We start from the raw sequence: 26,098 nt of genomic DNA on the forward strand, positions 1-26,098 counted from the left end.
ATACTGTTGTTGGATTTTAAAGAAGAGACAGTATTACTGTACACCATCTACCACATCGGTATCTCCAGCCTGTAGCGGAGGATGCTCCTGTTGTGGTTCTTCATCACTTAATGGTCCCTTGCCTGCAGCTTTCATCTTATTCAGGTAATTCATATAGCTGCCGAACTGGTTCATCAGGTTGTATCCGTCATTGGTCAGGGTCAGCTTGCCGTTTTTGCCAAATCCGATCACTGCTTTCATCAGGCCGGAGTTCGTAATGATATCCCAGAAGGATTCCAGTGCTTTGCCTTCAGAAACCGAAATATTATTCGGAGTCAGTATTTCTTTTACGAAATCGAGGTCTCTGCGGTCACCGTTATTATATAATTCCCGAAGGCTTACATCAATCAGTATAGCTTCAATATCTTTAGGACTAAACTGTACTGGTTTATTCCCGGCCGGCTTCTGAGCATCTTTGCCCGTGCTGGCTTGTTTGATTCCCCTCTTACGCAGTCTGTTAATCGTTTCTCTTGATTTCATACGCTGATCTGTTGTGTTCAATAGAGTAAATATACTAAAAAAGCGGTACTTACAGTCTGGCAAGAATGGTCTGTCCGCCTTTTGTCTTATCACCGATATTTACCTCAATTTTTGTGCCAACAGGGAAGTAGATATCTACACGTGAACCGAAACGGATGAAACCGAATTCAGCATTCTGACCAATAGTCTGTCCGTCCTTAACGTAATAGCAGATACGACGAGCCAGAGCACCGGCGATCTGACGCATCAGCAGGGTTACCTGGTTGTTAGCTACAACTACTGTAGTACGCTCGTTTTCTGTAGAGGACTTCGGATGCCATGCTACCAGGTATTTACCAGGATGGTATTTTACATATTTGATCAGTCCTTTAATCGGGCTGCGGTTTACGTGAACATTCAGGGGAGACATAAAGATAGAAACCTGTAAACGCTTGTCTTTGAAATATTCGTTTTCTACGGTTTCTTCAATCACCACAACTTTACCATCTGCAGGAGCAATCACCAGGTTATCACCTTGTGTAAAGGTTCTGTTCGGAATTCTGAAGAACCAAAGCACCCAGAACCATAATAAGAAAAAGGCCGTTTGTAAGGTCCAGTAAGCAATCTGGAAGGCACAGCCGGCTTTATTCAGCAGGAAATGGTTTAAGATAGCCAGTCCGGCAAATAAGATAGTAGCAATAGTGATATATTTATATCCTTCGCGATGAATCGTCATAATTAAATATGAATGGTTAAAAAATGAGTGTCAAAATTAAATCAAATTATGCTGCCATCGCAAACATTATATAAATATAAGCAAATGGCAGTGCGGCCAGCAGCGAATCGAAGCGATCAAGGGCTCCGCCGTGACCCGGCATTATATTGCCAGAGTCCTTAATGCCCGCCAGTCTTTTTAGCTTAGACTCCAGCAGATCACCTGCCGTACCGGCAAATGCTGCAATTGCTGCAAAGACCATCCAGTCCATAGGACGGAATAGGGTAGTGTAGTGTGCCCAGATCGCAGCGCCACCAATCGTAAGCAATGCGCCGCCAATAGTACCTTCCCAGGTTTTCTTTGGTGAAATGGGTGAAAAAGGTGTTTTGCCGATGAAAGACCCAACGATATAAGCCATAGTGTCATTCATCCATATCATTAAAATTAAAGCCAGGGGCAGGGAGAAATGGATGCTCCATAACTGCACCATCAGTGCCATAGGTACCGCAACATATAATAAACCGATAAGGCTCATGACCCCGGCAGCCAATGCTGTACGTTTGGACAGTATTGCGGGAAACAGGATGATCAGCGGGATACCCGTCAGCATAGCGGTTTCGAATGCGCCGGAAGCAGAAAGATTAACCCCTACAAATACCAGTACACCCATTACCTGTGTCAGCCATTGCAGCCAGGCTGGAAAGTGTGCCTCTTTAAAAATGTTCTGTGCCAGCCGGTAAAACTCACGGATGCCCAGGAACTGGATCAGTAGCGCCAGCCCGACAATGCCGTAAACAGAGCCCGTCCACAAGTGGCCCAGCAGGCCAAACATCATAATAGCAGCAAAAACAATGGCAGAACCCAAACGGGTAAAAAATACAGGCCAGTTCATAAATTATCCGGAAATATTATTTTGATAAGAAGATTGATACGGCATAGACCAGGTCTTGGCGAAGCCATGGGTGCCGGCAAATATGCGGCGCAATGTGAGAAATACAATAACAGCTCCTGCGACTATTAAACCAATGATCACGTAAATAGGGAGCTGTTCCTCTTCCAGATGCGGATTGCGCGATACCCAGAATGCCTGCAATACCTGTATACCATTATTCAGGAAATGCAATAAGATAGCATACCAGATATTACCGGTACGATGGTAGATGAATCCCAGTACAATCCCAGCCAGGGTAATTGGCAGGAAATTGTAGATACTGGCATGGTACATCGCGAAGAACAAGCCACTTGCAATAATGCTGAGTACAGGTCTTTTCAGAAAGCTGTTAAAGAAACGCTGCACGATACCGCGGAAAAAGATTTCTTCACAGAAGGCCGGAATCAGTGCAATAAAGATAACCCGGATGATGATATCACCGGCAGTATCCATACGCAGCAAGGCAGCCTCCATAGCTTTGCGCTGTTCCTGCATCGTATCGGCTTCAGTACCCCAGGAGAAAGATTGTAATAATGCAGAAAGCCCTAATATCAGCGCCAGCATACCTATGGCCACTATGAACATACTGGCAACACGGGAACCTTTTACCGGTTTGAAAGATAAAAAGAAACGTGGGCGGTCGGGGAGCAGGTATATAAAAGCCAGGGCCGGTAACAGGAAGGTCAATACCTGCGACAGTCCGTTCAGCAATAACAATCCCCAGCTGAGATTACTGTTGACCGGAGTTGCTGTACTATTGAGGGATTTAAGATCTATATGCATCATACTGGTCAGGGCCTGGCTGCTGCCCATAAATAAAGCCGTGCCCAGAAAATAAAGACACAGAAAAAATAATAACTGCATGGCCGGAGCCTGCCGTCTCAGCTGAAACATACGCATGATCATCACTTGGTAAGCTGCAAAGATACTCAATGGAACGCAATGGCCCGAAACAGATTATGTAAGAAAACTGTTATATAAAAAGAGGCTCCCGCATTGCAGGAGCCTCTTTTTATATAACTGATCCGGGTTTTTAATAACCCAGTGCTTTATAGATATAATCCTGTGTTACCACACGGGTACCTGCTTTATTGATCAGGTTATTGTCGGCTGTAGGATTGATGCGGTTAGATAGGAAGATAAATACAACGCCCTTATCCGGATCAGACCATACACAGGTGCCGGTGAAGCCCTGATGGCCGAATGCACTTTTACTGCAATAATTAGAGGCAGGACCGCCGTCGCCAGAACTCTTTTCCGGTTTGTCGAACCCGTAGCCTCTGCGGCTGATTCCTGAACGGTAACCGGTAAAATAGCTTACCGTCTGCGGACTCAGTAATTGCTTACCGCGGTAGGTGCCACCATTCATCAGCATCTGCATAATAATAGACAGGTCCTCTGCATTGGCAAACAGGCCGGCATGGCCGGTAACCCCGCCCAGCATTGCAGAAGCCATATCATGTACATATCCCTGCAGGAACTGGAATCTGAAATAATTATCCCTTTCTGTAGGAGCACAACGTTGCTGCCAGTTTTTAGCCCAGGGATTAAAAGTGATATTTTTCAAACCCATTGGTTCGTAAAAATTTTCAGAAACATACTCATCCAGCGGTGTTTTAGTTACAGCTTCCACCACCTTTTGCAGGAAGAGAAAGTCCAGGTCGCTGTATACATAGGAAGCCGGAGCAGTAACCGGGCTTTCAAGAATCGTTTTCCAGACCGTATCTACATAATTCTGATTCATATACATACCCGATGCCACCGGCACAGAAAATTTCGCATTCTTGAATGCCGCATAGATATTGGCATTCGGATTGCCCGTGCTGTCAATGGTACTTTTGTAGAACGGTATCCAGGCTTTCATACCAGCCTGATGCAGCAATATATCACTGATCTTTAAGCCCGCTTTATTGGTACCCAAAGTCCAGGGCAGGTAATCGCCCAGGGTTTTGGTCAGGTTGATCTTGCCTTGTTCGTACAGTTTCATTACGGCCAGCGTAGTCGCTGCCAGTTTGGTCACGGAGGCAATATCATACAGGGTTTTGTCCGTTACCGGAACATTATTGCCATAGCTGAAAGTGCCGAAATTCTTTTTATAGACCACCTGTCCATTCTTAAGGGCCAGTACCTGGCAACCCGGGAATACTCCGCGACTGACAGAGCCATTTAAGTAGCTATCCAGGGCAGAAAGTGCAGCAGGATCTTTGATTAACTGGTTAGGACTGGTTACCGGATTCGTTACAACCGGTGTGCCGGCATTCGGCTTCTGGCCTCCCACAGGCGTATTGACCGGTGCCGGTTTACTGGTTGCCGGCTCTATATTGCTGCATGGGTGTACCGGTAATAATCCTCTCGCGGTCATGCGCCCGGTCAGCACATTAAGTGCAGCCTTGTAAGTAGCATCGTGCTCCTCATACGTAACAATGCTGGACGGTGCATTACAGATATATTTCAGGGCATAGGCATTTCCGAAGTCAATAAATAAAGTATTATTGAGCAGGCAGAGCTGTTTCATAAAAGCCAGTTGCATCACATCCAGGCCATAATTATCCTTAGGGTATAAATTCAGGTCCTGCATGCCGATAATGACCGCATCATATCGCTTCAGGCTATTGAGTAGTGCATCCATTCTGGCGGCACTCTGACTTTTGGCAAAGCTGAATACGCTGGTATTCGGCAAGGCAGCCTTCAGCATATTATGAAAAAGCTTAGGATCTGTGGTCACGAGATTCTCTGTTTTGCCCACAGATACATAGGCATAATTACCATTGGGGCGGAGCGTCAGCTTATCCATGATATGGTTATTGTCCCTTACCATGGTGATCGCTTCTGCAGCTACATTTTCAAATATAGCCTGTGTATAACGGTTCAGGTCTGCTGTTGCGTTTTCCGGGGCCACTTTTGCTACACGGTTCAGGCCGGCATCATATTTAGCCGCCAGTATTTTCTTCACACTCTTTTCCAATCGGACCGTTGTGAACTTTTTCTGTTTCAGTGCATCCTGTATCTTAGCGATACCCTTAGGTACATCTTCCGAAAACAGCAGCACATCATTACCGGCCAGGAAGGCCTGCAGGTCCGCTTCTCCGTTAGGATAGTACTTCGCCACACCCTTCATGTTTAGCGCATCGGTAAAGATCAGCCCCTGAAATCCCATTTCATTTTGCAGCAGATCGGTCACAATCTTTTTAGATAAGGTAGAAGGTACACCTTTTCCCGGCTCCAGTGAAGGAATCGAAAGGTGTGCTATCATTACACTCTGTACTTTCTGCTGGAATAATTTCCGGAAGGGATACAGCTCCAGGTCATATAACTGCTGTTTGGTTTTGGTAATGATCGGAAGGTCCAGATGCGAGTCTACCGATACATCGCCATGTCCCGGGAAGTGCTTGGCAGAGGCCATAATGCCATTGTCCTGCAATCCCTTAACATAAGAAGATCCCAAAACAGACACCCATTCTTTATCATCTCCAAAGGAACGGAAATTGATTACCGGGTTGTCCGGGTTATTATTGACGTCTATGTCCGGAGCAAAATCAATATTTACACCCATACGCTTACACTGGTACGCGATAGCAGTGGCCATCTGTTCTACCAACGCGGCATTTCGGGTTGCACCCAGCATCATCTGCCGGGGAAAGTTCTGTACTCCGGTCAGGCGCATACCAAGACCCCACTCCGCATCCATGCCAATCAGCAGCGGTACCTTTGTACTACCCTGGTAAGTATTTGTTTGCTGTGCCTGAGCTTCTGGTGTGCCCTGCATAAAAATGATACCACCGATCAGGCGATTATCGATCAGGGCCTGTATCTGCCCCTGGTTATACTTTTCGCCTCCGGAATAGGCTGCCACCATAAACAGTTGGCCTATCCGCTCTTTTTCAGAAAGACGGTTATAAACGCTGTCTACCCATTTCTGCCGTACATTCTGTGCCAGTAGCATTGATCCGCAGCCGGTAACCAGCAGTATACTTAATATTAGTTTCTTCATATCGTTTTCTCCCAGGTGAAAGATGTTTATACACTCATTTGCAAATTAAAATAAATTCGCAATCCGGTTTGATGATCACGTCTTAAAAATAAACAAAATGTATGGAGATGGCCATATAATAATTTCCTGCACGGGAAAAATTGTACATTTGAAAAAAGGATCTGTTGATTTAAAGTAAAATGCCCGGAGATTCGTCTTCCATGGTATGAACCATTCAATTGCTTTATCTATGCCGGATAGTACTGCCCCCACCATAACCGATACGGTAAAGAAATATGGCGCCCAGCTGATGGGCTTTATCAGGGGCAAGGTAAAGAAGCTGGAGGATGCAGAAGATGTACTGCAGGATGTCTGGTACCAGTTCAGCCGGCTGACGGATATCGGAGAGCTGGATAGTGTCAGCGGCTGGTTATATTTTGTAGCAAAGAATAAGATCACAGATTTATACCGTAAGCGCAAGCCCGAAGCACTGGAAGATTATACCTATGAGCAGGAGGATGGTACCTTTGATATAAAAGAGGTCCTGCTAATGGATGACAGTAATAATCCTGAGCTGACTTTCTTTAAAGAAACCTTCTGGAAAGCCTTTATGGATGCCCTTTCCGAATTGCCGGAGGTACAGAGAGATACCTTTGTACTGAATGAAATTGAAGATATGACCCTGCAGGAGATCGCTGATCTGCAGCAGGAAAATATAAAAACGGTGATCAGCCGAAAAGGATACGCAGTCAAGCACCTGCGCAAGCGGCTGGAGCCTTTATATAAAGAGTTATACCCCTAAAAATGCATTTTATGAATCGCTATAATCGTGGGCGCAAGCCATTTTTTTTATTGTTTATACTGGCCTTCTTCCTGATAGGATGGGTAGTGATGTTTTTATGGAATGCCATATTACCTGAACTGGTCGGGGTTAAGGATATCCGTTACGGACAAGCCCTGGGTTTGCTGGTATTATGCCGCATCCTGTTCGGGTCTTTTGGTTTTAAAGGTCGTGGAGGCCCCGGAGGAGATGGCCGATTCGGCGGTGGGGCTCATATGAGAGAACGCCTGATGTCAATGACAGAAGAGGAGCGACAACGCTTTAAAGACAGTTTACGGAACAGGTGTAAACCCTCTTAAATAATCAGCATATTATAATACGATTGTGGCGCGCCTAAGGCGCGCCACAATCGTATACAACCCTTTTGCCCTGAAGCAATTAAGGAATGGTAAAGGCTATACCGTTTTCAACACACCACTATCGGCCCTTAAACTGGAGCCATTCGTGGCTATGGAAAGCGGACTCGACAGATACACCGCGAGATGCGCTATCTCATCCGGTTCTATAAAACGTTGTAACAAGATATGCGGATTTGACTGCTGGATAATAGCCTGTTTCAGCTGCCCGGCATCCATCTGCTGTGCCTGAGCAATCTGTGCTACCGTATGGGCAACACCATCAGAATAGGTAGGACCACCTAAAATAGTATTGACGGTGACAGCCGTCCCTTTGGTCAGTTTTGATAAACCATTACTCAAAGCAGCCATAGCCGCTTTTGTCATCCCATAGTGAATCATATTCTCCGGTACATTTACGCCCGATTCACTGCTGATGAAAATGATTCTTCCGAAGTTTTTCCTGATCATTTCCGGCAGTAGCTTTTGGGACAGGCGCATGCCGCTCATAACATTTACTTCAAAGTATTGATACCAGTCTTCCTCCGGAGTTTCATAGAAATCGGCGAGATCAAATATGCCTACATTGTTGATGAGGATATCAATATTTTCTAAAGATCTCAAAAGTGTTGCAACCTCTTCCTTTTTGGAAAAATCGGCTACAACAGCTGATACTTTTGCCTCCGGGAATGCTTGCTGCAACTGTTCCAGGGCATTTTGTGTTTTGTCAGGATTCCTGCCGTTAATCATCACCTCTGCACCTTCCTGCAGCAGCTTTGCTGCAATTGCAAACCCTATTCCCTGGGTTGAGCCACTAATAAATGCCTTTTTGCCATTTAATTGTAAATCCATGTTTCTTTATTTTTGTAATAATCGTTCAAAAAATAGTCCAAAAAAATTTAGCTCAGTATTTCGAGTTGTAATGCTATCTGGGTTTTAAGTACTTTCTGGTCCGGATACATTCTTCGTAAAGAATTGATGCCACACCACAGTGTAATCAAATACTTTGCCAGTGTACCGGCTGGCAGTACTGATTGCATATTTCCTTTTTTCTGCTCTTTTGCGATAACGGATTTGTACAGGGCCTCTGTTTCTTTTAGAATCAGTATGGCTTCCTGTTCCAGCTCCTCATCTACAAAACTCATTTCTATAATGGTATTGGCTACAATACAACCTTTATGGTGGGCCATGTTGTCGGTATGTGCGATATCCAGAAAGAAGTTTTTTATCAGCTTTACTGGCTCCTCACTATTGATCAACGTTTGTTTAAACTGTTCTAAATCGGCTTTTCGCTGCTGCAAGGCCCTTTTGAAAAGTTCTTTCTTCCCTCCTTTGAACGTGTTATATAAACTTCCTGCGCCAGCGCCGGTTGCACTACTTAAGTCTGAAAGAGAAGTAGCGGTATAACCCTTCTGCCAGAATACTTCCTGTGCTTTTAAAATGATTTCTTCGTCCTGGTGAATGTTAGGCCTGCCTTTCATTTTATTTGTATTGATCGTTACAAAAATAGTAAATTATTTTGCAAGATGGGGAATTTTAATCTTATTGAAACAATTTTCGGTACTCCACAGGAGTTTGACTGGTGACTTTTTTGAACAATTTGCTGAACGATTGTGAATATTCAAATCCAAGCTGATAGGCAATTTCACTTACCGTTCTATCTGAGGTGCTTAATAATTCTTTCGCCTTTTCAATCATATGCCACTGGATATACTGTTGTGCATTTTGTCCGGTAGTATTTCGCAGCATATCACTCAGGTAATTGGGAGAAAGATGGAGTTGTGAGGCCATAAACTGTACGGTGGGTAAGCCTTTGTGCAACGAAATATCTGTGTTGAAATAATGGTCCATTATTTGTTCGAACCGCGATAGCAGATCATTGTTAACTGCTTTTCGGGTAATAAACTGGCGGTTGTAAAAACGATTAGCGTAGTTAAGCAATAACTCAAGGTGCGACACAATTACATCCTGGCTATACTGGTCGATATTGCTTTTAAGTTCCTGCTGCATCTGTCTCATCAGTGATAAAATGATGGATTCTTCTTTATCGGAAAGATGTAAGGCTTCTGCAACCGTATAATCGAAAAAACCATAGTTTCCAATGCTTTTACCCAGGGCATAGGGCCGGATTAAATCTGCTTTAAAAACAAGCATATATCCAGTAACCGGATTGTCATTGCTTGCCGTTACAGAGAATACCTGACCCGGTTTTGTATAGGTCATCATTCCGCCATCAAAATCATAATCCCTTTGCCCGTATTTTAAATTACCGTTGCTCCCATTCTTGATAGTGATGCAGTAGAAATCATTAGTAAAATGTTTCCAGACATCACTATACCTATAGCTCAGCCGTTCAAAATCGAGAATGCTTATCAAAGGATGTTCAGGTTTGGGAAGTGCAAAAAGCTGATGCAGTTCCGAAATCGACTTTATAAGATGAGGAATGGAAACATCTTTTTTCATTAACGTAAATGTACAAATAAATTAAAAGTCGGTAGCCAGAGAAAGGTGCTTCCATTGTTCCAGTTCTATGGCCTCCTTTTTACGGTGTTCCAAAATCGACTCATAACTGTCTGTCCCGAGCGGCAGGTGTAATGGAGGTTCCGGCAGCTGTGAAATTTCTAGCAGGACCTTTGCCAGCTGCGCAGGATCTCCGGGTTGATTGCCGTCAATGCTGTGCAATATTTTTACATGTTCTGCTACATGGTAGTCCGGGATAATATTTTTGACCACTGCCAGTGTGGTATCGCTCATAAAGCTTGTTCTGAACATTCCGGGAGCCACTACGGTAACATGTACGCCGAATGGCTGCACTTCCTGTGCCAGTGCTTCGGAAAGACCAATTACTGCAAACTTTGATGCATTATAGCTACCTGTATTGGCATAGCCTATATAACCCATGTTCGACGCGATGTTGATCATATGTCCTGATTGTTGCTGGCGTAAATAAGGAACCGAATTACGGATTACATTACACATGCCAAATACATTGACATCCATCGTTTGACGAAATTCCTCATCACTTATTTCCTCCAGGCTTCCAACCAGGTAATACCCGGCATTGTTAAGGACTACATCAATTTGACCAAATATTTTAATACCGGTCTCTATTGCAGTTTTTACGGCTGTCTCATTGGTAATATCGACTTTAAGCGGCAAGAGGTTTTTGTACTCTTTACCTAGTTTTGCCAACTGCTCCGTTATGTTCCTTGATGTGGCAATTACTTTGTCCCCATTGGCTAAAACGGCTTTAGTTACTTCAAGACCCATTCCTTTTGAAGCCCCTGTTATAAACCATACTTTGCTCATATTCTTTATTGTTATGTGTACTGCAAAATTCCCTTCCTTTCCCTTGGCATTTGTGTTCTGATCACGGATTATTGTGTTCATATCCATTTATGCAGCTTATTTGATGAGCGCATTCTGATGTATGAAAAAGAAAAAGAAAAAAACTTTAGAAATAGTAAAGTAAAACAGAATGATGGCCGTCTTCAATACAAATCGATCGATAATAAATTTTTTAAAAAACTAAAAAAATTATGAAAAGTAAACTGCGTTTTATACTGCCCCGTCTGCTGGCTGTAACCCTGCTTATCGGTGCCGCTTCATTTGTACTGTTTATTGTGTTCAAACTGTTGCTGGCTGTAGTAGCTATCGCCGGACTGGTATTCCTCGCCGGGAAGATCATGGGTAAAAACAGGTTCAGGGGTAAATGGAAAACAGATGGTCCGCAACAAGGTATTATGCCTCAGGAATTTGCCGGTTACGATGCTCCGGTAAGTCCTTACAAGACGGCCGCGCCATTAACCATTGTTCCAATCCGCTAATTATAACAACACATCTTTAATTTCAAAAACAATTTCAAAATGTTCAATAGACAATCATTCGCAAACGATCATAACTGGAACCGCTTTAAAAACTGTAAAGGTGATTTCGGTAAAAAATTTGAAGAACGCTTCGGCATGAAAGCACCATGGATGCAGGGTTTCGGTCAGCGTACCGCAGCCAATATCGCAGAAACAGAAAATGGTTTTGAGATCAGCCTGTTCGCGGCCGGACTTAAAAAAGAATCATTCCAGATTTCGGTAGGAGCAGGAGATATCCTGACGGTTGCATACAAAGCTCCTGAGCAAGGCAGTGGCAACAGCTTTATCTACGAAGAGTACCAGCCGGCTTCTTTTGAGCGCGCCTTCCAGCTGAATGGTAAAGTACTTACTGACCAGATCAGTGCAAGTTATACTGATGGAGTACTGAAAATCACATTACCTAAAAATCCGGAAACCAATAAACCGGCACAGGAGATTCAGGTGCTTTAATCCTAAAATACTATTCACGCAGCAAAATAGGATGGGCGCGGCAATTGCCGCGCCCATCCTATTTTAGATTCTTATTTTCCACAATATATTAGTGCCGTATTTACCCCACTCTTTCAATCTTGGTTGCAGTACTTTAAACAATTGTTCGTTATTGATCTCTTTCCCTTTTCCTATCTTCTTTACCTCATTTTCGTGAAGCTGTACGTTGCTGACTTTTGTGGCGAACCAGGTGGTATATAACCTCGGTATGGCCAGTCCCAGGATCATACCCGGCAGGCCCCCAAATGATTCCGGTCCCCCGCTGACCATGATCTGCTCGGTATAGTAAGCAACTACAACTACAGAGTCATCAATCACCGTTGTGGCCTTTCGGCAATTATAGCCGGCAATAGGCCGCATTTCATCCAGAATTTTCCATTGATATTTTGGTAAGCTGTCTTTTACGATATAGGTATTATCATACACTTCCTTTTGTGCAGCAATGGTCTTGTCCGTAAAACTCTTGAGCACGATATTCTCACCGGCAGGGTCTTTTCCACCCCACATCGGTATTTTCTCAGGGCCGTCTTTGTCATAAAAGTACGTGCTCTTTTTTTTGTCAAAGTCCATTTTGAAAAAGACTGTCTTGTTCTTAGGCAGCTTCTTAATGTACTCTTTCATAAATTCACTGTCTTCATCGTCGTCCATTTCCAGCTGCATACCCAATCGTACATTTGTCGTCTTGAGGTATTCGATAGAGCCGGAGGAGGTGAACTGGGCGGTACTGCGAACAGATACCATCAGCAATGCACAGACCATCAGTAATAATCCTTTCATGTGTTTTATTTTCTTACTAAACATTAATCGTTTGATTCTTCTGTTTCTGTATTGCCAGGAGTCTTACCTGAAGCTGCTTTGCTGTACGTGAAGTTCCAAGCCAGTTTCAGCAGGAAGTATCTTCTGATGTTGTTGTAGGTTGATTCTGTAATATAGTTATCATAAGCGCTTCTGGAGAAACCGACATTACGGTTAAAAAGGTCATTGCCCTCCAGTCGGATGTTCAGAGAGCGATTCTTCAGAATCGATTTGCTGAGGAATGCATTGGCCAGGAAGATGTTATTGTTCTTGTCCTGGGCATCCGTTTTTTCCCGCAGCAACCAGTTAAAGCTGAAACCCAACTCAATACCTTTCCAGAAAGTATATACAGCCTCAAACTCCTGTCTGGTCATCAGAAACTTATTAACCGCCAGTGTATTTACAGAACTGCTGCTGATATTATATGTCGGGCTTATGTTATAGCTCAGTTCAATAACGGAATCTTTATAATAGTCCAGATCCAATCTTAGACCCACAGAGGTATTGCGGGAGGTATTCAGTACACTATTCAGGTAGCTGTTACTGTTGTTGTAATTACCATTAAGGCCTATACCCATTCTGGTTTTTATCGGTTTTATTTTTGTGGAGTAACCGCCATACACACCTGTATTCCAGTTGCCGTTCAAGTTAATCGTTTGATAAGTATTTACGCCTTCCGGTGTAATGTCGCGTCGTTGACTGAATGCATTCTGTGTAAAACTGTAACGGACATTACCGTAGAAGTATGTTTCAGAAAGCATTTTATACTGGTTAAAATTAACGGAGAAGCTATGGTTAAATGCCTGAACCAGGTCAGGATTACCCAGACGGATATTCAAGGGGTCGGTATTTTGTACCATAACCTGAATCTGGTCTATACGAGGTTGTGAAGTAGAACCATTGTAGTTAAATCCTACATTCAGAGAACGGTTCCTGCTAAAGTTCAGAGAAGCCCTTGGAAAGAAGTTCAGGTAATTCCGGGAAAATTCTGCTCCGCTGAAATTGTTGGTATTCTGATATTGTGCATAGGCAACATTACCACCGAAGTTAAACTTCAGTTGCTTGCTGATGTTATACCGCAGGTTAGCACCTGCAGAATTGGTCCATATACTATAATCATAATCACTGCTGTAGGTTGCATTTAAGGTGTCCACTTCTCCACCCGGTACCCGGTCAAAGCTCAGGTTTGATGCTGTGTTTTTTATATAGTTACTGTATGCATTCAGGACCAGGTACATCTTGTCCTTGATCAGCGGCTCAGTATAGGTGAAGCGAAGATTGGTCTGCAGGTTCAGCGTACTATCTGTTTTGCGTTGATTGAACGTCTGTGCAGTACCGGTGGTGTAGAAATTATTTTCAGACAGGAAAGAGCCATCTGCATTGCGCTGCATGTAACTTCCGTTCAGCGTGGCAGAAAAAGACCGGCCCTGTACCTTGTATTTTTTCCGGTAAGAAACGTCCAGACTAGCATTGGCTGTGGTACTGGTATTGTTATTTTCAGTACGGCTGTCATTGATCAGGTTGCCGTCCATATCGGTATAGTTAGCTGTATTCAGGCTGTTGGTTTTGGCCTGGTTTATGCTTCCTTTAGCCGTAACCACCAGATTGCTCAATGAATCAATGGTAATGTCTGCACGACCGTTAAGAGAGTTCAGTAAGTTGCTGCTTTTGCTGTACGCAGTAGTATTGTTGACATACTGTGTATCCGGCATGATATATTGTGTACGGGTGTTCTTCGATACTTCCAGCTGGTAGCTATTTACCCGGTAGTCAGTACTGAGGTTTACCTGGTCTTTTGCGCCGAATTTGTTACTGTAGTGTACACCACCATTGATACTTCTCGGCAACCCTTCTCCGCTGAAGGTTCCGTTATATCCGCCCAGCTCATTACCGCCACCGCCGGAAGTCATCATCATCATACCTTCCTCACCGTCACCATCACCCATACTCATCATAGCACCGCCGCCACCATATTTAGAAGCGTCATTCCAGCCCAGTCCCACATTATTAGTGTTACTGGTAATGGCATATGCCGCAATCTTGCGTTTATTTTTAAATGCGCTGACCATAAGCTGGTTTTCGTAATACTTCGGTAAACCACCACCCAGGATAATTTTTCCGAAATAGCCACTCTTGGCATTTTCTTTCAGGGTCAGGTTGATGGTTTTGATTTTGGTACCATCATCAATTCCGGTCAATTGCGCTTCTTCTGTTTTTTTATCAAATACCTGTACCTTATCTACAGCAGCAGCACGCAGCATTTTGGATAATACAGCAGGATCATCTGCAAAAAATTCATCCCCGTCTACGAGCATCTTCTGCACCTTCTCACCATGTGCGGTTATATTTCCTTTCTGATCCACTTCAATACCAGGCAGCTTTTTCAGCAGTTCTTCCACCGTAGCAAATTGCCTCACTTTGAAGCTATCAGCAGCATACTCGACCGTATCACCTTTAATGACGATAGCCCGTGCATCGGTAACGATTACTTCCTGTAATAAGTTTTGTTTGGAGATCATAGGTACCTCACCTACATCTGTTTTGATTTCATCCACCTTTACCTCTCCGATGAAATTGGCGAAGGTAGGATGTGCATAGATCAGCAGGTAATTACCTTTCTGAGGCACTGTCAGCCTGAATATGCCTTCCTCATTGGCACGGGTGAAATCCTGTAAGAGAGAATCTGATTGGTTAATAACACTGATACTGGTATACCCCATATTCATCATGGATGCGGTATCAATAATCTTACCCTCAATCGTATAAGCGTCCTGGGCCTGTGACCAGAAAGGACATAGAAAAGTAAGCAGTAGCAGTAAAGATCTTAATTGCATAAGCGATTATAATAACAATTCGGTAAATGTAGCTATACGTGGAAAACGCAATGTTAATTCACAATAGTATGCAATTAATCCCGAAAAGCTTATAAAATAATAAAAGAGTCACTGTCCTTAAGGAAAGGAAGACGTGTACGTGCAGACAGCAGTGCTTCTTTATCAAGGGTATAAGTAAATATTTCTTGTCGGTCGGTACAGTTCCACAATACCTCACCCCATGGATCGATCAGCGAGCTGCTGCCATTATGGTAAATGTCATTGCCATCATTGCCGATGCGGTTTACACCGATTACAAAGCACTGGTTCTCTATAGCCCTTGCAGCAAGTAATGTATCCCAGGCTTTAATGCGCCGTTCCGGCCAGTTGGCTACATACAGCAGGACATCATAAGAGGGGCCTTCTTCCTGGTGCACGTTCGGCGGATTTTGTCTTGCCCATACAGGAAAACGCAGGTCGTAACAGATCTGCAGGTTGATCTTCCAGCCATTCACCTGAACGATAACCTTATTACTGCCGGCGGTATAAAATGCATCTTCACCGGCAAATCCGAACAGATGCTTCTTATCATAATGATATGCAATGCCGTTTGGCTGCATCCATATCAGGCGGTTGTAAAAATGCCCTTCTTCTTCTATAATAATACTACCGGCTATTATTTTACGCCGCTGCATTGCCTCTTGCTTCATCCAAGATACGGTATAACCATCCATAGGCTCAGCCAGCTTCTGTGGGTCCATGGAGAATCCTGTAGAGAACATTTCCGGGAGTACGATCACATGGGCACTTGCCGGCACCTGATCCATAAGTTGCCGGAACATGTCGAGATTTGCATCACGATTTTCCCAATGAAGTTCGGTTTGTATAAGGCTTAAGGTAAGGGCTTGCATGGCGGGTTAATTAAAGGTTCCGGTATTTTTGGGCAAATATTTCAGGTACAGTTGTGGTGGTACGGGTATTATAGTCGAAGCAGACCAGTGCAACCTTTGCTTCAGCAATAAGCACCATATTACCCTCACGCAGGGTACTGATCCGGTATAAGAGGTCAAATGAACGGGAGGTGAAATTTGTTAAAAATAATTCAAAATGCAGCAGGTCTCCCAGGAATGCCTCATTACGGTAACGTACCATAAGATCAGACTGGATAAGGGCTGCACCCTCAATATCAAACTCAGTATAAGCCCATGCGGAAAGCATCAGTACGCGGCTTTCATGCAGCAGGGCTACCAGTTTATCATTGGCCAGATGGTTGCCGTAATTGATGTCTGTAACTCTAACAGACAGTGCCGTTTCAAAATCTGCACTACGATCAGGAAAAATAATTTTTACTCTAGACATGGCGTTGTTGTTGCAACATCTGTAAAAATAGTTAATTTCGTGCCTACAAACCCACTAGTAAAAACAAAAAATGAAAATTATCTGTATTGGTCGCAACTATGTAGCCCATGTTTTAGAATTAAAAAACGAGATACCGAGTAGCCCTGTAATTTTCCTGAAGCCTAAAACCGCTTTAGTACACCAAAGTTACCCTGTGCATTATCCGGAGTTTACGGATGATCTGCAATATGAGGCTGAAGTAGTATTGAGAATCAGCAAGAATGGTAAAAATATTGCTGAGCGCCATGCACGTAATTATTACGATAAGTGGACAATCGGTATCGATTTTACTGCAAGGGATCTACAACAAAAATTAAAAAAGCAGGGATTACCCTGGGAACTGGCAAAAGCATTTGACGGCTCCTGTGTCGTCGGCGATTTTGTAGATATTCCTAAGGATATGAAGAATGTACCGTTTGAATTATACCAGAATGAAGAAAAGGTACAGTCCGGCAATACGGATAATATGATTTTCTCTTTTGATAAGATCGTGAATTATGTATCCAAATATTTCACTCTTCAGATGGGAGACCTGATCTTTACCGGTACCCCGGAAGGCGTAGGTCCGGTTTTACCATACGATGAACTGGTAGGAAAACTGAACGGAGAAGAGCTCCTGAAGTTGACTATCATCTAATATTTAAACTGATCACATGACAGGCGTTCGGTCATACCGATTTTACAGGCAGCTCGTTTTTTTCGGGCTGCTTTTGTTTTTTATATCCGGTACTACCCTGAGCCGGGCCCAGCGCTATGCCTTACAGAACTATAATACAGAGAACGGATTGGTGCAGTCGCAGGCATTGGCTATGGTACAGGATCCGCTCAATCGTCTATGGGTGGGTACTTTTGGCGGACTGTCCGTTTTTGACGGAAGCGAGTTTAAGACGTATACCCGTGCCGATGGTCTGATCAGTAATACCGTTACCGCTATCGGATTTGCACCGAACGGAATTACCTGGATCGGTACTGCAGAGGGCATTTGCCGGTTCGACGGGCTACATTTTAAGTCTTATACTCTGGACCCGCATTCAGAAACAAGTCTGATCAATGATATAAAAGTTGATAACCAGAATCGGGTATGGCTGCGCTCCGGTAATAAGATCTATATCTTCAGAGGAGACCGGTTTGAACTGGTGCCAACAGATGGCATTATAACCTCTATGTTCCTCGATGAGCAGCGGTATATACACGTATGCTATCTGCAGAAAGGAGTTTTCAGGTTTATCAATAATCAATGGCAACCACTTACAGACCAGGTGCCGGACGGGTTCTGCCTCTCGGTGTATCAGTCTAAGTACAGTGGTAAAATGTATATACTGACCACAACGGGTCTGTATCTGGTGAACGATCGTTCCCTGCAATTACTGACTAATGATCTGCCCGGTTTTGATATTACCACACTTGCTACCAAGATTGTAGTAGATCAGAATGAGCATATATGGATCGCTGTAGGTAATGGATTATGGTTCTATGATGATACGCATGGTTTTGTAAAACTGAATGCAAGTAATGGGTATACCGATGAGCAAACGCTCTCAATCTTTATAGACAATACAAACAATATATGGCTGGGGACTAACGGGAGTGGTATTTTTAAGTACTCAGACAGCCCGTTCAAAATATTCGACAATACACAGATTCCTTTTGCCAAAAGCATCATCAGCATTTTTCAGCGCGGAAAAGATCTTATCCTGAGCACTGCCTATCATGGCATTTTCCGCTTCGATGATCAGACCAATACCATTACCCAGACTCCGCTTCCTAACTTTGCCACCAGCATCATCTCTATTTATGATGACCACGATCGCGGTACATATTATGCAACCTACCGCGGACTCTGGAATGCACACAACGGCACGCTGAAGCAGATCGGTACTAAATCCATTCCGTTCATCACCGATTGGACAACCATTAATGACGAAGTATGGTGTACGAATGGTGAGGGGCTTTGTGTTATAGATCAGGATAGCCTGAGGCTGGTGAAGCAAGGGCCCTACCGCAGACTGATTGCCTACGATAAAGAAACCATCATCCTGGGTACCAAAAAAGGGTTGCTGAAATATAACCTGCTTACCGGCGCAACAGATAGTCTGAAAGGACTGCAGATGCTGAGGGTGCAATGTATGACCGGTAATGCACAGCGACTTTATATAGGTACAGATGATAATGGTATCGTTGTGTATGAATACCAGACAGGCAGAATCTATACAATAAGTCATGATGACGGACTCAGTTGCAATTATGTGTATAATCTGCTGATTGATTCAGACAATATGCTATGGGCAGGAACCGGTTGTGGTATAGACCGTATACGGTTTTCTGAGTCGGGCACCTATCAGCTCAAAAGCTATGGAAAGACAGAAGGACTGTCCGGTGCTGAAAGTAATGAAAGAGCATCTTTCCAGGATGCTGAAGGGAATATATGGTTCGGTACTACCAAAGGTTTGTACATGTACAACAAACGAAAAGAGAAAACATTTAGCAGCACGCCATTTGTTACCCTAACCAATGTACAGTTGTTTTCCAAAAATATCCCAACCGGAAAATACAGCGATAGTACCATACCTTATCTTCGTATACCCTATCAGCCTGTATTTGACCATAATCAGAATAACCTCACTTTTTCTTTCCGGGCTATTTCCCTCTCCTCTCCTGAGCGTATAGAATATCGTTACAAACTTGAGGGTGCTGATCCTAATTTTGTGGAGACCAAGCAGACCTCTGTAGTATATACCAGCCTGCCTCCCGGTCAGTACACCTTTATTGTATATGCATCTGATGAGAATGGTAACTGGACAGAAAATGCATACCGGTATCCGTTTACGATCAAAGCTATATTCTACCAGACTACCATATTCAAAGCATTTGTCAGCTTGTTACTGGGTATATTGATTGCCTATATTATATACTGGTACAGCCGTAAGAAAGAGGCGCGCCGCCAATGGGAAATGAGACTGAGAGAGGAAGAGCAGAACAAGGTACGGCAGCGTACAGCAGAAGATTTTCATGATGAGATTGGCAACAAGATTACCCGTATCAATCTACTGACCATGATGGCAGAGCGCAAGGTCTCGGGGCAGACCGAACTGGGCGATATACTGTCGCAGATCAGGAACAATACACAATCGCTCTACCACGGATCAAAAGATATTATCTGGTCTTTGCAGAGAGAAAGCAATTTCCTGAAAGAGGCCCTTCTGCGTATACAGCAGAATGCTTCAGCAATACTGGAAGATACCGGCATTCGCCTGCACATAGAAGAGGAACCACCGATCAGGTTTGATGTAAAGATGCCGCTTGATTATAGCCGCAATCTGATCCTGATCTTTAAAGAGGCGATTAATAATGCTATTAAATATGCCGGAGCAGAAAATATATACCTGCGCTTTTATGAAGATATAGACAGCAGCGTTGTACTGGAGCTCTCCGATGATGGTAAAGGCTACGATCCTGAAAACAGTACCGGTGGTAATGGCTTAAAGAATATGCACAATCGTGCAAGGGCCATAAAGGGTAAGCTCAGTATCATCAGTCATGCCGGAGAGGGCACTACCATACGATTACGCATGTTTAAATACAGCTTTAAAAAATAATGCACTGCTTTTGCAGTGCATTATTGCTTTGAAATATAGTCCTGTACCGCCTGCCAGCTGCCGCCATTGGCACAATCAATACCCAGTTGATGCAGGTAAGCTGCAGCTTGCCCGCTGCGTATACCCTTTGCACAGCATAGTAACAGTGGTTGCTCCATAGCCTTGATTTCATCCAGTCTGCCAGTGAGTTCATGTAGGGGGATATTAATACTGCCCGCCGCATGCCCTTCGCGGTATTCCTCAACCGTACGCACATCTACAATCGTTTTAAAAGAATGACTCATTGTTGTAATTTTTGCCGCAAGTTACAGGTTAATCATCAGTGAAAATGTAGAACGCCGATCGTATTTATTAATATGTTAATCACATTTTGGTAAGTAATGCAAATGGCAGGATAATTATCTTTGTAACACAAAAATAATTACAATGAAAAAAGCATTATTCATCGCAGCCTTACTGATTGGCGGCGGCAGTGTACATACCTTTGCGCAGAACAACCTGCTGAATACAGTAGCTTCTGCTGCCGGAGCGGTAAAAACGGTACAGAAGATCGGCAATGTTGCCGCTACAGCAAAAGAAATATCCGGTGTCCTCACCAAAACCCTGGGCCTGAATACCGCGCAGAACGGTAAACTGATGAACATCTTTACCAAGCATATTACCGGTACGAATAGCATCTCATCACTGGCCAATTCTAATATGGCATCATATGCATCCAAATTATTAGGAATCAATACAGGAACCCTTAGTAGCCTGAAAACGTTGATGACCGCCGCACAATATGCTAAATTACTTGGCCTGGGCGGATCTAAAGGAAGCACCAGCTCATTATTAGGAGCATTAAGCGGTGGCAATAACCTGTCTACAGGAGCGGCCAGCGTGTTATCCAGCCTTTTACTGAAATAGAACCAGAATCAATAATAAGCATAAAAAGAGGAAGGCTGTAGCATTGCTACAGCCTTCCTCTTTTTATGTAATAATGTTAATTAAATCGTGGCAATACACTTCAGCTCAATTGCGATCGGGGTAGGCAGAGAGTTGATCTCTACTGTGGTACGGCAAGGCTGATTGTCTTTAAAATACTCCGCATAAATGCGGTTATAAGTAGCAAAATCACGCTTCATATTCACCAGGAATACGGTAACATCTACCAGCTTGTCCCAGCTGCTGCCACTCTCTTCCAGCACTACCTTAATGTTCTCAAATACGCTACGGCATTGCGCTTCAAAGTCAAATTCCAGGAAGTTGCCGTTTTTGTCCAGCTTCAATCCGGGAATTTCGTCAGTAGTCGTACGCGGACCGATGCCGGAGAGGAACAACAGGTTGCCTACTTTGCGGGCATGAGGGTACAGACCTACCGGTTTCGGCGCTTTGTCGGTCGATATTTTTTCAGACATAATGCTAAATTATTTTGATTTTAAAAGAACAAAGATAATAAACCTGGTAAATTATTTAATTTAGAGTGTATGAAACAGATTCCGGCATTAGTAGAAACCATGTACTGGGATGGACATACTATCGTCTTGTGGCCCTATCATCTGCGCCGCCTGCAAAAAGGTATCATACATTATGGCCTCGACGCAGACGAAGACATGATCCGTGAGCTGATCATGCACCGGATACAACAGGGTACCAATATGCCGCAAAAAGTAAGACTGGAGCTTAGCGAAACCGGTGCAGAAGTGACACTCAGTGCCTTTACCCGGGAGCTTGACCGGGTCGTACAGCTGGGCATTGCTACAGACCTGGTCATAAGCAGTGCCCTCGCTACAGGACTGAAAACGACGGACAGGGGTATTTATGTGCAGGCACAGGCACAGGCAGTGCAGCAGCACTGCGATGATGTACTTATTCCTAATGAAAAAGGACATTGGGTAGAAACTGCCATTTACAATATTATCTGGCAGGATCCCGATACTGATGTATTGTTTACCCCCGCCGAAAGAGAAGGTTGTATAGCCGGAGTCATGAGAGGCTACCTGCTGGAAAAGGACTATGTCCGTGAAGCGGTACTCTATCCAGAAATATTACAGACTGCGAAAGCGGTATGGGTATGTAATGCATTAAGAGGAATACTACCTGTAAACCGGGTAGGTATACAGGAATATATCATCCAGAACTTTCCTATCTGAAATAATAATGACGCAGGCCCGTAAAATAAGACAGGTCAGCCTGAATGTCTTTTTCAAAAAAACCATAGATCGTAGATCCCGTACCACTCATTGATGCATAAACAGCTCCAGCGCTGTACAGGTGCGCTTTGATCTGCTCCAGTAACGGATGTACGGCAAATATCGCCGGTTCAAAATCATTATGTACCTGTTTATGCCATTCACTGACCGGAAGTGCAGACAATGTGCGCAGATCAAATGATGCCGGTTTCGGCACCAACTGTCCAAATGCAGTAGCAGTACTGATGTGCAGCCCGGGGCAGATCACCTGCAGGCTGTATTGGCTAAGGTCTAAAGATATCGGGCTTAATACTTCTCCCCTGCCCGAGGCAAAGCTCGGTTTATTATCAATGAAGAAAGGGCAATCACTACCCAGGCGCAGTGCATAATCCTTAAGTGTAGGAGCATTCAGTCCAAGCTCAAAAAAGTCATTTAACAGGCACAGCATAAAAGCCCCGTCGGCAGAGCCACCACCCATGCCGGCCCCCATTGGTATATGTTTCAGCAGGTGTATGCTTACCGGGCTTACCTGTTCCGGGTAGTCCTGTTGTAATAATGTCCAGGCTTTCCATACCAGGTTATTGTGCTGCTCACCGGCTATATCCAGTCCGTGTATCTTCATCTCCATTTCATCGGCTGGTAAGATCTCCAGTACATCTTTGATCGGAACGGGATAGAAAACCGTCTCCAGGTTATGGTATCCGTCAGGCCGTTTTTCGGTAACAAACAGGCCTATGTTGATCTTGGCATTCGGGAAACTGAGCATAAAAAGTCTTTAGGATACAAGCACAAATTTATTCATAAATTTGAAATTCTAAATTAGAAAACATGGCATTCAGAGTATATACCAAAACCGGCGATAAAGGGACTACTGGTCTTATCGGCGGCACACGAGTAGGTAAAGACAGCATCAGGATAGAAGCATACGGAACTGTAGACGAGCTGAACTCCTATCTGGGACTGGGTACAGACCAGTTAAGCGATGAGCAGATCAATGAATGGATACTGGAGATACAAGATCGTTTATTCACTGTAGGAGCCAGTCTGGCTACCGATCCGGAAAAAGCACCCAAACAAAAATTACCCGATCTGCATGCAGAAGATATCAGCTGGCTGGAACAGCGTATTGATGAGATGGATGATGAACTGCCGCAAATGAAATCATTTATATTGCCGGGTGGCAGTATTGCCGCCAGTACCTTTCACATTGCCCGTTGTGTATGCCGCAGGGCAGAGCGTATATGTGTGCATATGCAAAGTACGAATGAGTTTGTTGCAGAAGATGTCTTGAAATACCTCAATCGCCTGTCTGACTTCTTGTTTGTACTGGCACGCTATATTGTGCATAAACAAGGAGGGAAAGAGATTCCGTGGAGACCGAGACTGAATGCATAATCATTATATTTTAAAGAAAGCGGAGATCAATTTATTGGTCTCCGCTTTTTACATAACAAAAGTATGGGGGAGTGAAGCTTATTATGCTAAGGCAAACCATAAATACAGTACTTAAGTTAGTACGTCTGGTTGCACTTTGTTTTATTTGGTTGCTACTTTTGAAGTATAAATAAATTTTAAAGTTGGCAGAAATCAACGAACCGAAACTATTCCTAAGAAAATCAAAAGCTAAGACCTAAAACTCAATACTAACAGACTTTTGAGCAACTATATTAAAATATAAATCCAAGAGATTTTACTTCGATTCTTGAGATTGATGTTAATGGTGGTAACCCTCTTTAAATAATGCTGATATTTTAACAGATGTAATAAAAGACAAAATATATAATAGCCCCGATCAATTTTGGTCTACTAGATTAGATGAACTTAAAAATAAAGTAAGCTTTAAAGAACTTATATACATTAACAGATTAAAAGAAATATTTAATAATTCTTATTTAATTAATGACTTCAATAAACAAAGTGAATACTTAACTAATAATATTGAAGTACTGTCAAAAGATTTCATGAGCAATACTTGGATTGCAAATGAAGGTGATTTAGCGGGAGGTATGATTTTTATTGCGTTGTACTCTTCTAAACTTTGGTCTCCGACAAACAATAACAATAACCCTGGTGGATTAGAAGCGCCTCCTTCTATTACGGCCATAGTTCAAGCAGATTGTATTGGATATTTATATGGATGGGGTAAAGCATGGCTTTGGGATGAACTACCAACTCCAAAGGAAAGAATGAAAGCAGGTTTAGGAACAGCATTAGAATTTTCTTTAATGAAACGACTCGCTAAGTATTTATAAAATAGATAAACATGTTTAAATTAATAATATACTTTTTGACAATACTTGGGTTACATGGTTTATTTTATGATATATCTTTATTTAAAGAAACAAATAGCGTGAATAAATATATTGAATGTGCTATTATATCTATAGTTTTTTATTTTTTTGGTTTAATTAAAAATAAGATTCCGGCCAACAAGGGCAAAAGAGCGGAGTAACGGCTAATTGAAAGTTTCGGCTTCCTCATCTGCAAAAACCATTTTTATTTGCTGAAAAAGTTTATTAGTAAATAAAAAATAGTTTTGCTAACGTCGGTGCTAAATTGAACATTCGTGCTTCCTTTTACACTCCTTCGCCAAGCTGCCGAACCATAGAGCAATATGAAAAAACAACCTTTCTACATTCAAGAATAGTTTACAATATTGAAATCAAAAGCTTTAATGACATCTTCTTTGGATATGGAGATTAAATTAATTTTAAACTAATAAAATATGTTCCATAAAAAAGCCCGGCGACAATTAGTCACCGGGGCTTTTTATGGAAAGATAATATTAGTTAATTCCGGCAGTTGTTGCCTCTTTATGTATCTTCTTCACTAATCCCTGCAAAACCGCACCAGGACCTACTTCAGTAAACTGTGTAGCCCCGTCAGCCACCATATTCTGTACGGTTTGCGTCCAGCGTACCGGAGCCGTCAGTTGGTTGATCAGGTTTTCTTTGATTTGTGCCGGATCGGTATAGGGTTGTGCATCTACATTCTGATAGATCGCGCAGTTTGGTGTCTGGAACTGAGTTGACTCAATCGCCTCCTGTAATTCCAGTCTTGCAGGTTCCATTAAAGGAGAGTGGAATGCACCACCTACCTGCAGGACCAACGCTCTTTTGGCACCAGCCGCTTTCAGTGCTTCACAAGCTTTGTCAATACCCGGCACACTACCAGAGATCACTAATTGACCAGGGCAGTTATAATTGGCAGGTACTACAACTTCATCAATAATATTACCCACTACTTCTTCTACCTTAGCATCATCCAGACCCAGTACCGCCGCCATAGTAGACGGTTGTAATTCGCAGGCTTTCTGCATGGCTGCAGCACGTTTAGCAACAAGCTTCAGTGCATCTTCAAACTGTAATGCACCACAGGCAACAAGAGCAGAAAATTCGCCCAGGGAGTGGCCTGCAACCATATCCGGTTTCAGATCCGGTGTGGTCAGGAAGGCAATTACAGAATGTAAAAATACTGCCGGTTGCGTTACTTTGGTTTGTTTCAGTTCCTCTTCAGAACCGGAAAACATGATATCGGAAATACGGAATCCTAAGATCTCATTCGCTTGTTCAAAAAGGGCTTTAGCCTGCTCATTTTGCTCATACAAGGCCTTCCCCATACCGGAGAATTGTGCACCCTGACCTGGGAATACAAATGCGTGCTTCATATTTATTGTTGTG

At 43.3% G+C, this 26,098-nt stretch carries 27 protein-coding genes; 10 read left to right on the forward strand and 17 right to left on the reverse strand.

The window, feature by feature from the left end:
* Positions 1 to 33 precede the first annotated feature (33 nt).
* The 5 genes from FTD44_RS07145 to FTD44_RS07165 form a co-directional block, all read right to left on the reverse strand.
* Positions 34 to 519, reverse strand: a complete 486-nt coding sequence (locus FTD44_RS07145) for a hypothetical protein (RefSeq protein WP_222165805.1) — start codon at positions 517 to 519, stop codon at positions 34 to 36.
* A 49-nt stretch (positions 520 to 568) separates the two neighbouring features.
* Positions 569 to 1,234, reverse strand: a complete 666-nt coding sequence (locus tag FTD44_RS07150) for a phosphatidylserine decarboxylase family protein (protein ID WP_129020390.1) — start codon at positions 1,232 to 1,234, stop codon at positions 569 to 571.
* Positions 1,235 to 1,280: 46 nt separating this feature from the next.
* Entirely contained in the window at positions 1,281 to 2,105 is an 825-nt protein-coding gene (locus tag FTD44_RS07155; protein ID WP_222165806.1) for a phosphatidate cytidylyltransferase, read from the reverse strand.
* 3 nt (positions 2,106 to 2,108) lie between these two features.
* Positions 2,109 to 3,038, reverse strand: coding sequence for a type II CAAX endopeptidase family protein (locus tag FTD44_RS07160; protein ID WP_222165807.1), 930 nt, complete (start codon positions 3,036 to 3,038; stop codon positions 2,109 to 2,111).
* Positions 3,039 to 3,177: 139 nt separating this feature from the next.
* Positions 3,178 to 6,135, reverse strand: coding sequence for a glycoside hydrolase family 3 N-terminal domain-containing protein (locus FTD44_RS07165; RefSeq protein WP_222165808.1), 2,958 nt, complete (start codon positions 6,133 to 6,135; stop codon positions 3,178 to 3,180).
* Between the two features lie 205 nt (positions 6,136 to 6,340).
* Here FTD44_RS07165 and FTD44_RS07170 point away from each other — a divergent pair, with 205 nt between their 5' ends.
* Both FTD44_RS07170 and FTD44_RS07175 read left to right on the forward strand, forming a co-directional pair.
* A complete protein-coding gene (locus tag FTD44_RS07170) occupies positions 6,341 to 6,916 on the forward strand; it encodes an RNA polymerase sigma factor (protein ID WP_222165809.1) in 576 nt (191 codons plus the stop codon).
* Positions 6,917 to 6,927: 11 nt separating this feature from the next.
* Positions 6,928 to 7,254 (forward strand): hypothetical protein, encoded by a 327-nt coding sequence (locus tag FTD44_RS07175; RefSeq protein ID WP_129020395.1) that lies wholly within the window; start codon positions 6,928 to 6,930, stop codon positions 7,252 to 7,254.
* A 96-nt stretch (positions 7,255 to 7,350) separates the two neighbouring features.
* On the opposite strand, the gene FTD44_RS07180 is transcribed toward FTD44_RS07175, so the two are convergent.
* The 4 genes from FTD44_RS07180 to FTD44_RS07195 form a co-directional block, all read right to left on the reverse strand.
* The gene (locus FTD44_RS07180) at positions 7,351 to 8,142 is read right to left on the reverse strand and encodes an SDR family NAD(P)-dependent oxidoreductase (RefSeq protein WP_222165810.1); all 792 of its coding nucleotides are present in this window, start codon (positions 8,140 to 8,142) and stop codon (positions 7,351 to 7,353) included.
* Positions 8,143 to 8,189: 47 nt separating this feature from the next.
* Positions 8,190 to 8,771 carry a TetR/AcrR family transcriptional regulator gene (locus FTD44_RS07185; RefSeq protein WP_222165811.1) on the reverse strand — a complete coding sequence of 194 codons (582 nt, stop codon included), beginning with the start codon at positions 8,769 to 8,771 and terminating at the stop codon, positions 8,190 to 8,192.
* A 61-nt stretch (positions 8,772 to 8,832) separates the two neighbouring features.
* The gene (locus FTD44_RS07190) at positions 8,833 to 9,753 is read right to left on the reverse strand and encodes an AraC family transcriptional regulator (protein ID WP_222165812.1); all 921 of its coding nucleotides are present in this window, start codon (positions 9,751 to 9,753) and stop codon (positions 8,833 to 8,835) included.
* Positions 9,754 to 9,774: 21 nt separating this feature from the next.
* Positions 9,775 to 10,680 (reverse strand): SDR family NAD(P)-dependent oxidoreductase, encoded by a 906-nt coding sequence (locus FTD44_RS07195; protein WP_246625367.1) that lies wholly within the window; start codon positions 10,678 to 10,680, stop codon positions 9,775 to 9,777.
* Between the two features lie 149 nt (positions 10,681 to 10,829).
* Here FTD44_RS07195 and FTD44_RS07200 point away from each other — a divergent pair, with 149 nt between their 5' ends.
* Together FTD44_RS07200 and FTD44_RS07205 are read left to right on the forward strand one after the other, a co-directional pair.
* The gene (locus FTD44_RS07200) at positions 10,830 to 11,117 is read left to right on the forward strand and encodes a hypothetical protein (protein WP_222165813.1); all 288 of its coding nucleotides are present in this window, start codon (positions 10,830 to 10,832) and stop codon (positions 11,115 to 11,117) included.
* A 39-nt stretch (positions 11,118 to 11,156) separates the two neighbouring features.
* Positions 11,157 to 11,606, forward strand: a complete 450-nt coding sequence (locus FTD44_RS07205; protein WP_222165814.1) for an Hsp20/alpha crystallin family protein — start codon at positions 11,157 to 11,159, stop codon at positions 11,604 to 11,606.
* Positions 11,607 to 11,669: 63 nt separating this feature from the next.
* Here FTD44_RS07205 and FTD44_RS07210 read toward each other — a convergent pair whose 3' ends face one another.
* From FTD44_RS07210 to FTD44_RS07225, 4 genes are all read right to left on the reverse strand, one after another.
* Positions 11,670 to 12,422 (reverse strand): GLPGLI family protein, encoded by a 753-nt coding sequence (locus tag FTD44_RS07210; protein WP_222165815.1) that lies wholly within the window; start codon positions 12,420 to 12,422, stop codon positions 11,670 to 11,672.
* A 23-nt stretch (positions 12,423 to 12,445) separates the two neighbouring features.
* Positions 12,446 to 15,274, reverse strand: a complete 2,829-nt coding sequence (locus tag FTD44_RS07215) for an outer membrane beta-barrel protein (RefSeq protein ID WP_222165816.1) — start codon at positions 15,272 to 15,274, stop codon at positions 12,446 to 12,448.
* Between the two features lie 89 nt (positions 15,275 to 15,363).
* Positions 15,364 to 16,164, reverse strand: coding sequence for a nitrilase family protein (locus tag FTD44_RS07220; RefSeq protein ID WP_222165817.1), 801 nt, complete (start codon positions 16,162 to 16,164; stop codon positions 15,364 to 15,366).
* Positions 16,165 to 16,174: 10 nt separating this feature from the next.
* Positions 16,175 to 16,612, reverse strand: coding sequence for a thioesterase family protein (locus FTD44_RS07225; RefSeq protein ID WP_222165818.1), 438 nt, complete (start codon positions 16,610 to 16,612; stop codon positions 16,175 to 16,177).
* 70 nt (positions 16,613 to 16,682) lie between these two features.
* On the opposite strand from FTD44_RS07225, the gene FTD44_RS07230 reads away from it, so the two are divergent.
* Positions 16,683 to 17,288 (forward strand): fumarylacetoacetate hydrolase family protein, encoded by a 606-nt coding sequence (locus FTD44_RS07230; RefSeq protein ID WP_129020402.1) that lies wholly within the window; start codon positions 16,683 to 16,685, stop codon positions 17,286 to 17,288.
* Between the two features lie 73 nt (positions 17,289 to 17,361).
* Positions 17,362 to 20,247: a ligand-binding sensor domain-containing protein gene (locus FTD44_RS07235; protein WP_222165819.1), complete on the forward strand. Its 2,886-nt coding sequence runs from the start codon at positions 17,362 to 17,364 to the stop codon at positions 20,245 to 20,247.
* 20 nt (positions 20,248 to 20,267) lie between these two features.
* Here FTD44_RS07235 and FTD44_RS07240 read toward each other — a convergent pair whose 3' ends face one another.
* On the reverse strand, positions 20,268 to 20,531 hold the full coding sequence (locus FTD44_RS07240; protein ID WP_222165820.1) for a rhodanese-like domain-containing protein: 264 nt from the start codon (positions 20,529 to 20,531) through the stop codon (positions 20,268 to 20,270).
* Positions 20,532 to 20,673: 142 nt separating this feature from the next.
* Between FTD44_RS07240 and FTD44_RS07245 the strand changes: the two genes are divergently transcribed.
* Complete coding sequence (locus FTD44_RS07245) at positions 20,674 to 21,153, forward strand: hypothetical protein (RefSeq protein ID WP_222165821.1); 480 nt, start codon at positions 20,674 to 20,676, stop codon at positions 21,151 to 21,153.
* Positions 21,154 to 21,233: 80 nt separating this feature from the next.
* Here FTD44_RS07245 and FTD44_RS07250 read toward each other — a convergent pair whose 3' ends face one another.
* Positions 21,234 to 21,644 carry a RidA family protein gene (locus FTD44_RS07250; protein ID WP_129020406.1) on the reverse strand — a complete coding sequence of 137 codons (411 nt, stop codon included), beginning with the start codon at positions 21,642 to 21,644 and terminating at the stop codon, positions 21,234 to 21,236.
* Between the two features lie 69 nt (positions 21,645 to 21,713).
* Between FTD44_RS07250 and FTD44_RS07255 the strand changes: the two genes are divergently transcribed.
* Positions 21,714 to 22,379: an aminotransferase class IV gene (locus FTD44_RS07255; RefSeq protein ID WP_222165822.1), complete on the forward strand. Its 666-nt coding sequence runs from the start codon at positions 21,714 to 21,716 to the stop codon at positions 22,377 to 22,379.
* On the opposite strand, the gene ispE is transcribed toward FTD44_RS07255, so the two are convergent.
* A complete protein-coding gene (ispE, locus tag FTD44_RS07260; protein WP_222165823.1) occupies positions 22,372 to 23,184 on the reverse strand; it encodes a 4-(cytidine 5'-diphospho)-2-C-methyl-D-erythritol kinase in 813 nt (270 codons plus the stop codon). The two genes, FTD44_RS07255 and ispE, sit on opposite strands and share 8 nt — an antisense overlap.
* 62 nt (positions 23,185 to 23,246) lie before the next feature.
* On the opposite strand from ispE, the gene FTD44_RS07265 reads away from it, so the two are divergent.
* Entirely contained in the window at positions 23,247 to 23,813 is a 567-nt protein-coding gene (locus FTD44_RS07265) for a cob(I)yrinic acid a,c-diamide adenosyltransferase (protein ID WP_222165824.1), read from the forward strand.
* A gap of 566 nt (positions 23,814 to 24,379) precedes the next feature.
* Positions 24,380 to 24,670, forward strand: coding sequence for a hypothetical protein (locus tag FTD44_RS07270; protein ID WP_222165825.1), 291 nt, complete (start codon positions 24,380 to 24,382; stop codon positions 24,668 to 24,670).
* 533 nt (positions 24,671 to 25,203) lie between these two features.
* Here FTD44_RS07270 and fabD read toward each other — a convergent pair.
* The gene (gene fabD / locus FTD44_RS07275) at positions 25,204 to 26,085 is read right to left on the reverse strand and encodes an ACP S-malonyltransferase (RefSeq protein WP_222165826.1); all 882 of its coding nucleotides are present in this window, start codon (positions 26,083 to 26,085) and stop codon (positions 25,204 to 25,206) included.
* Positions 26,086 to 26,098: the final 13 nt, after the last annotated feature.

Source organism: Edaphocola aurantiacus, from assembly GCF_019797745.1.
GTDB lineage: Bacteria > Bacteroidota > Bacteroidia > Chitinophagales > Chitinophagaceae > Edaphocola > Edaphocola aurantiacus.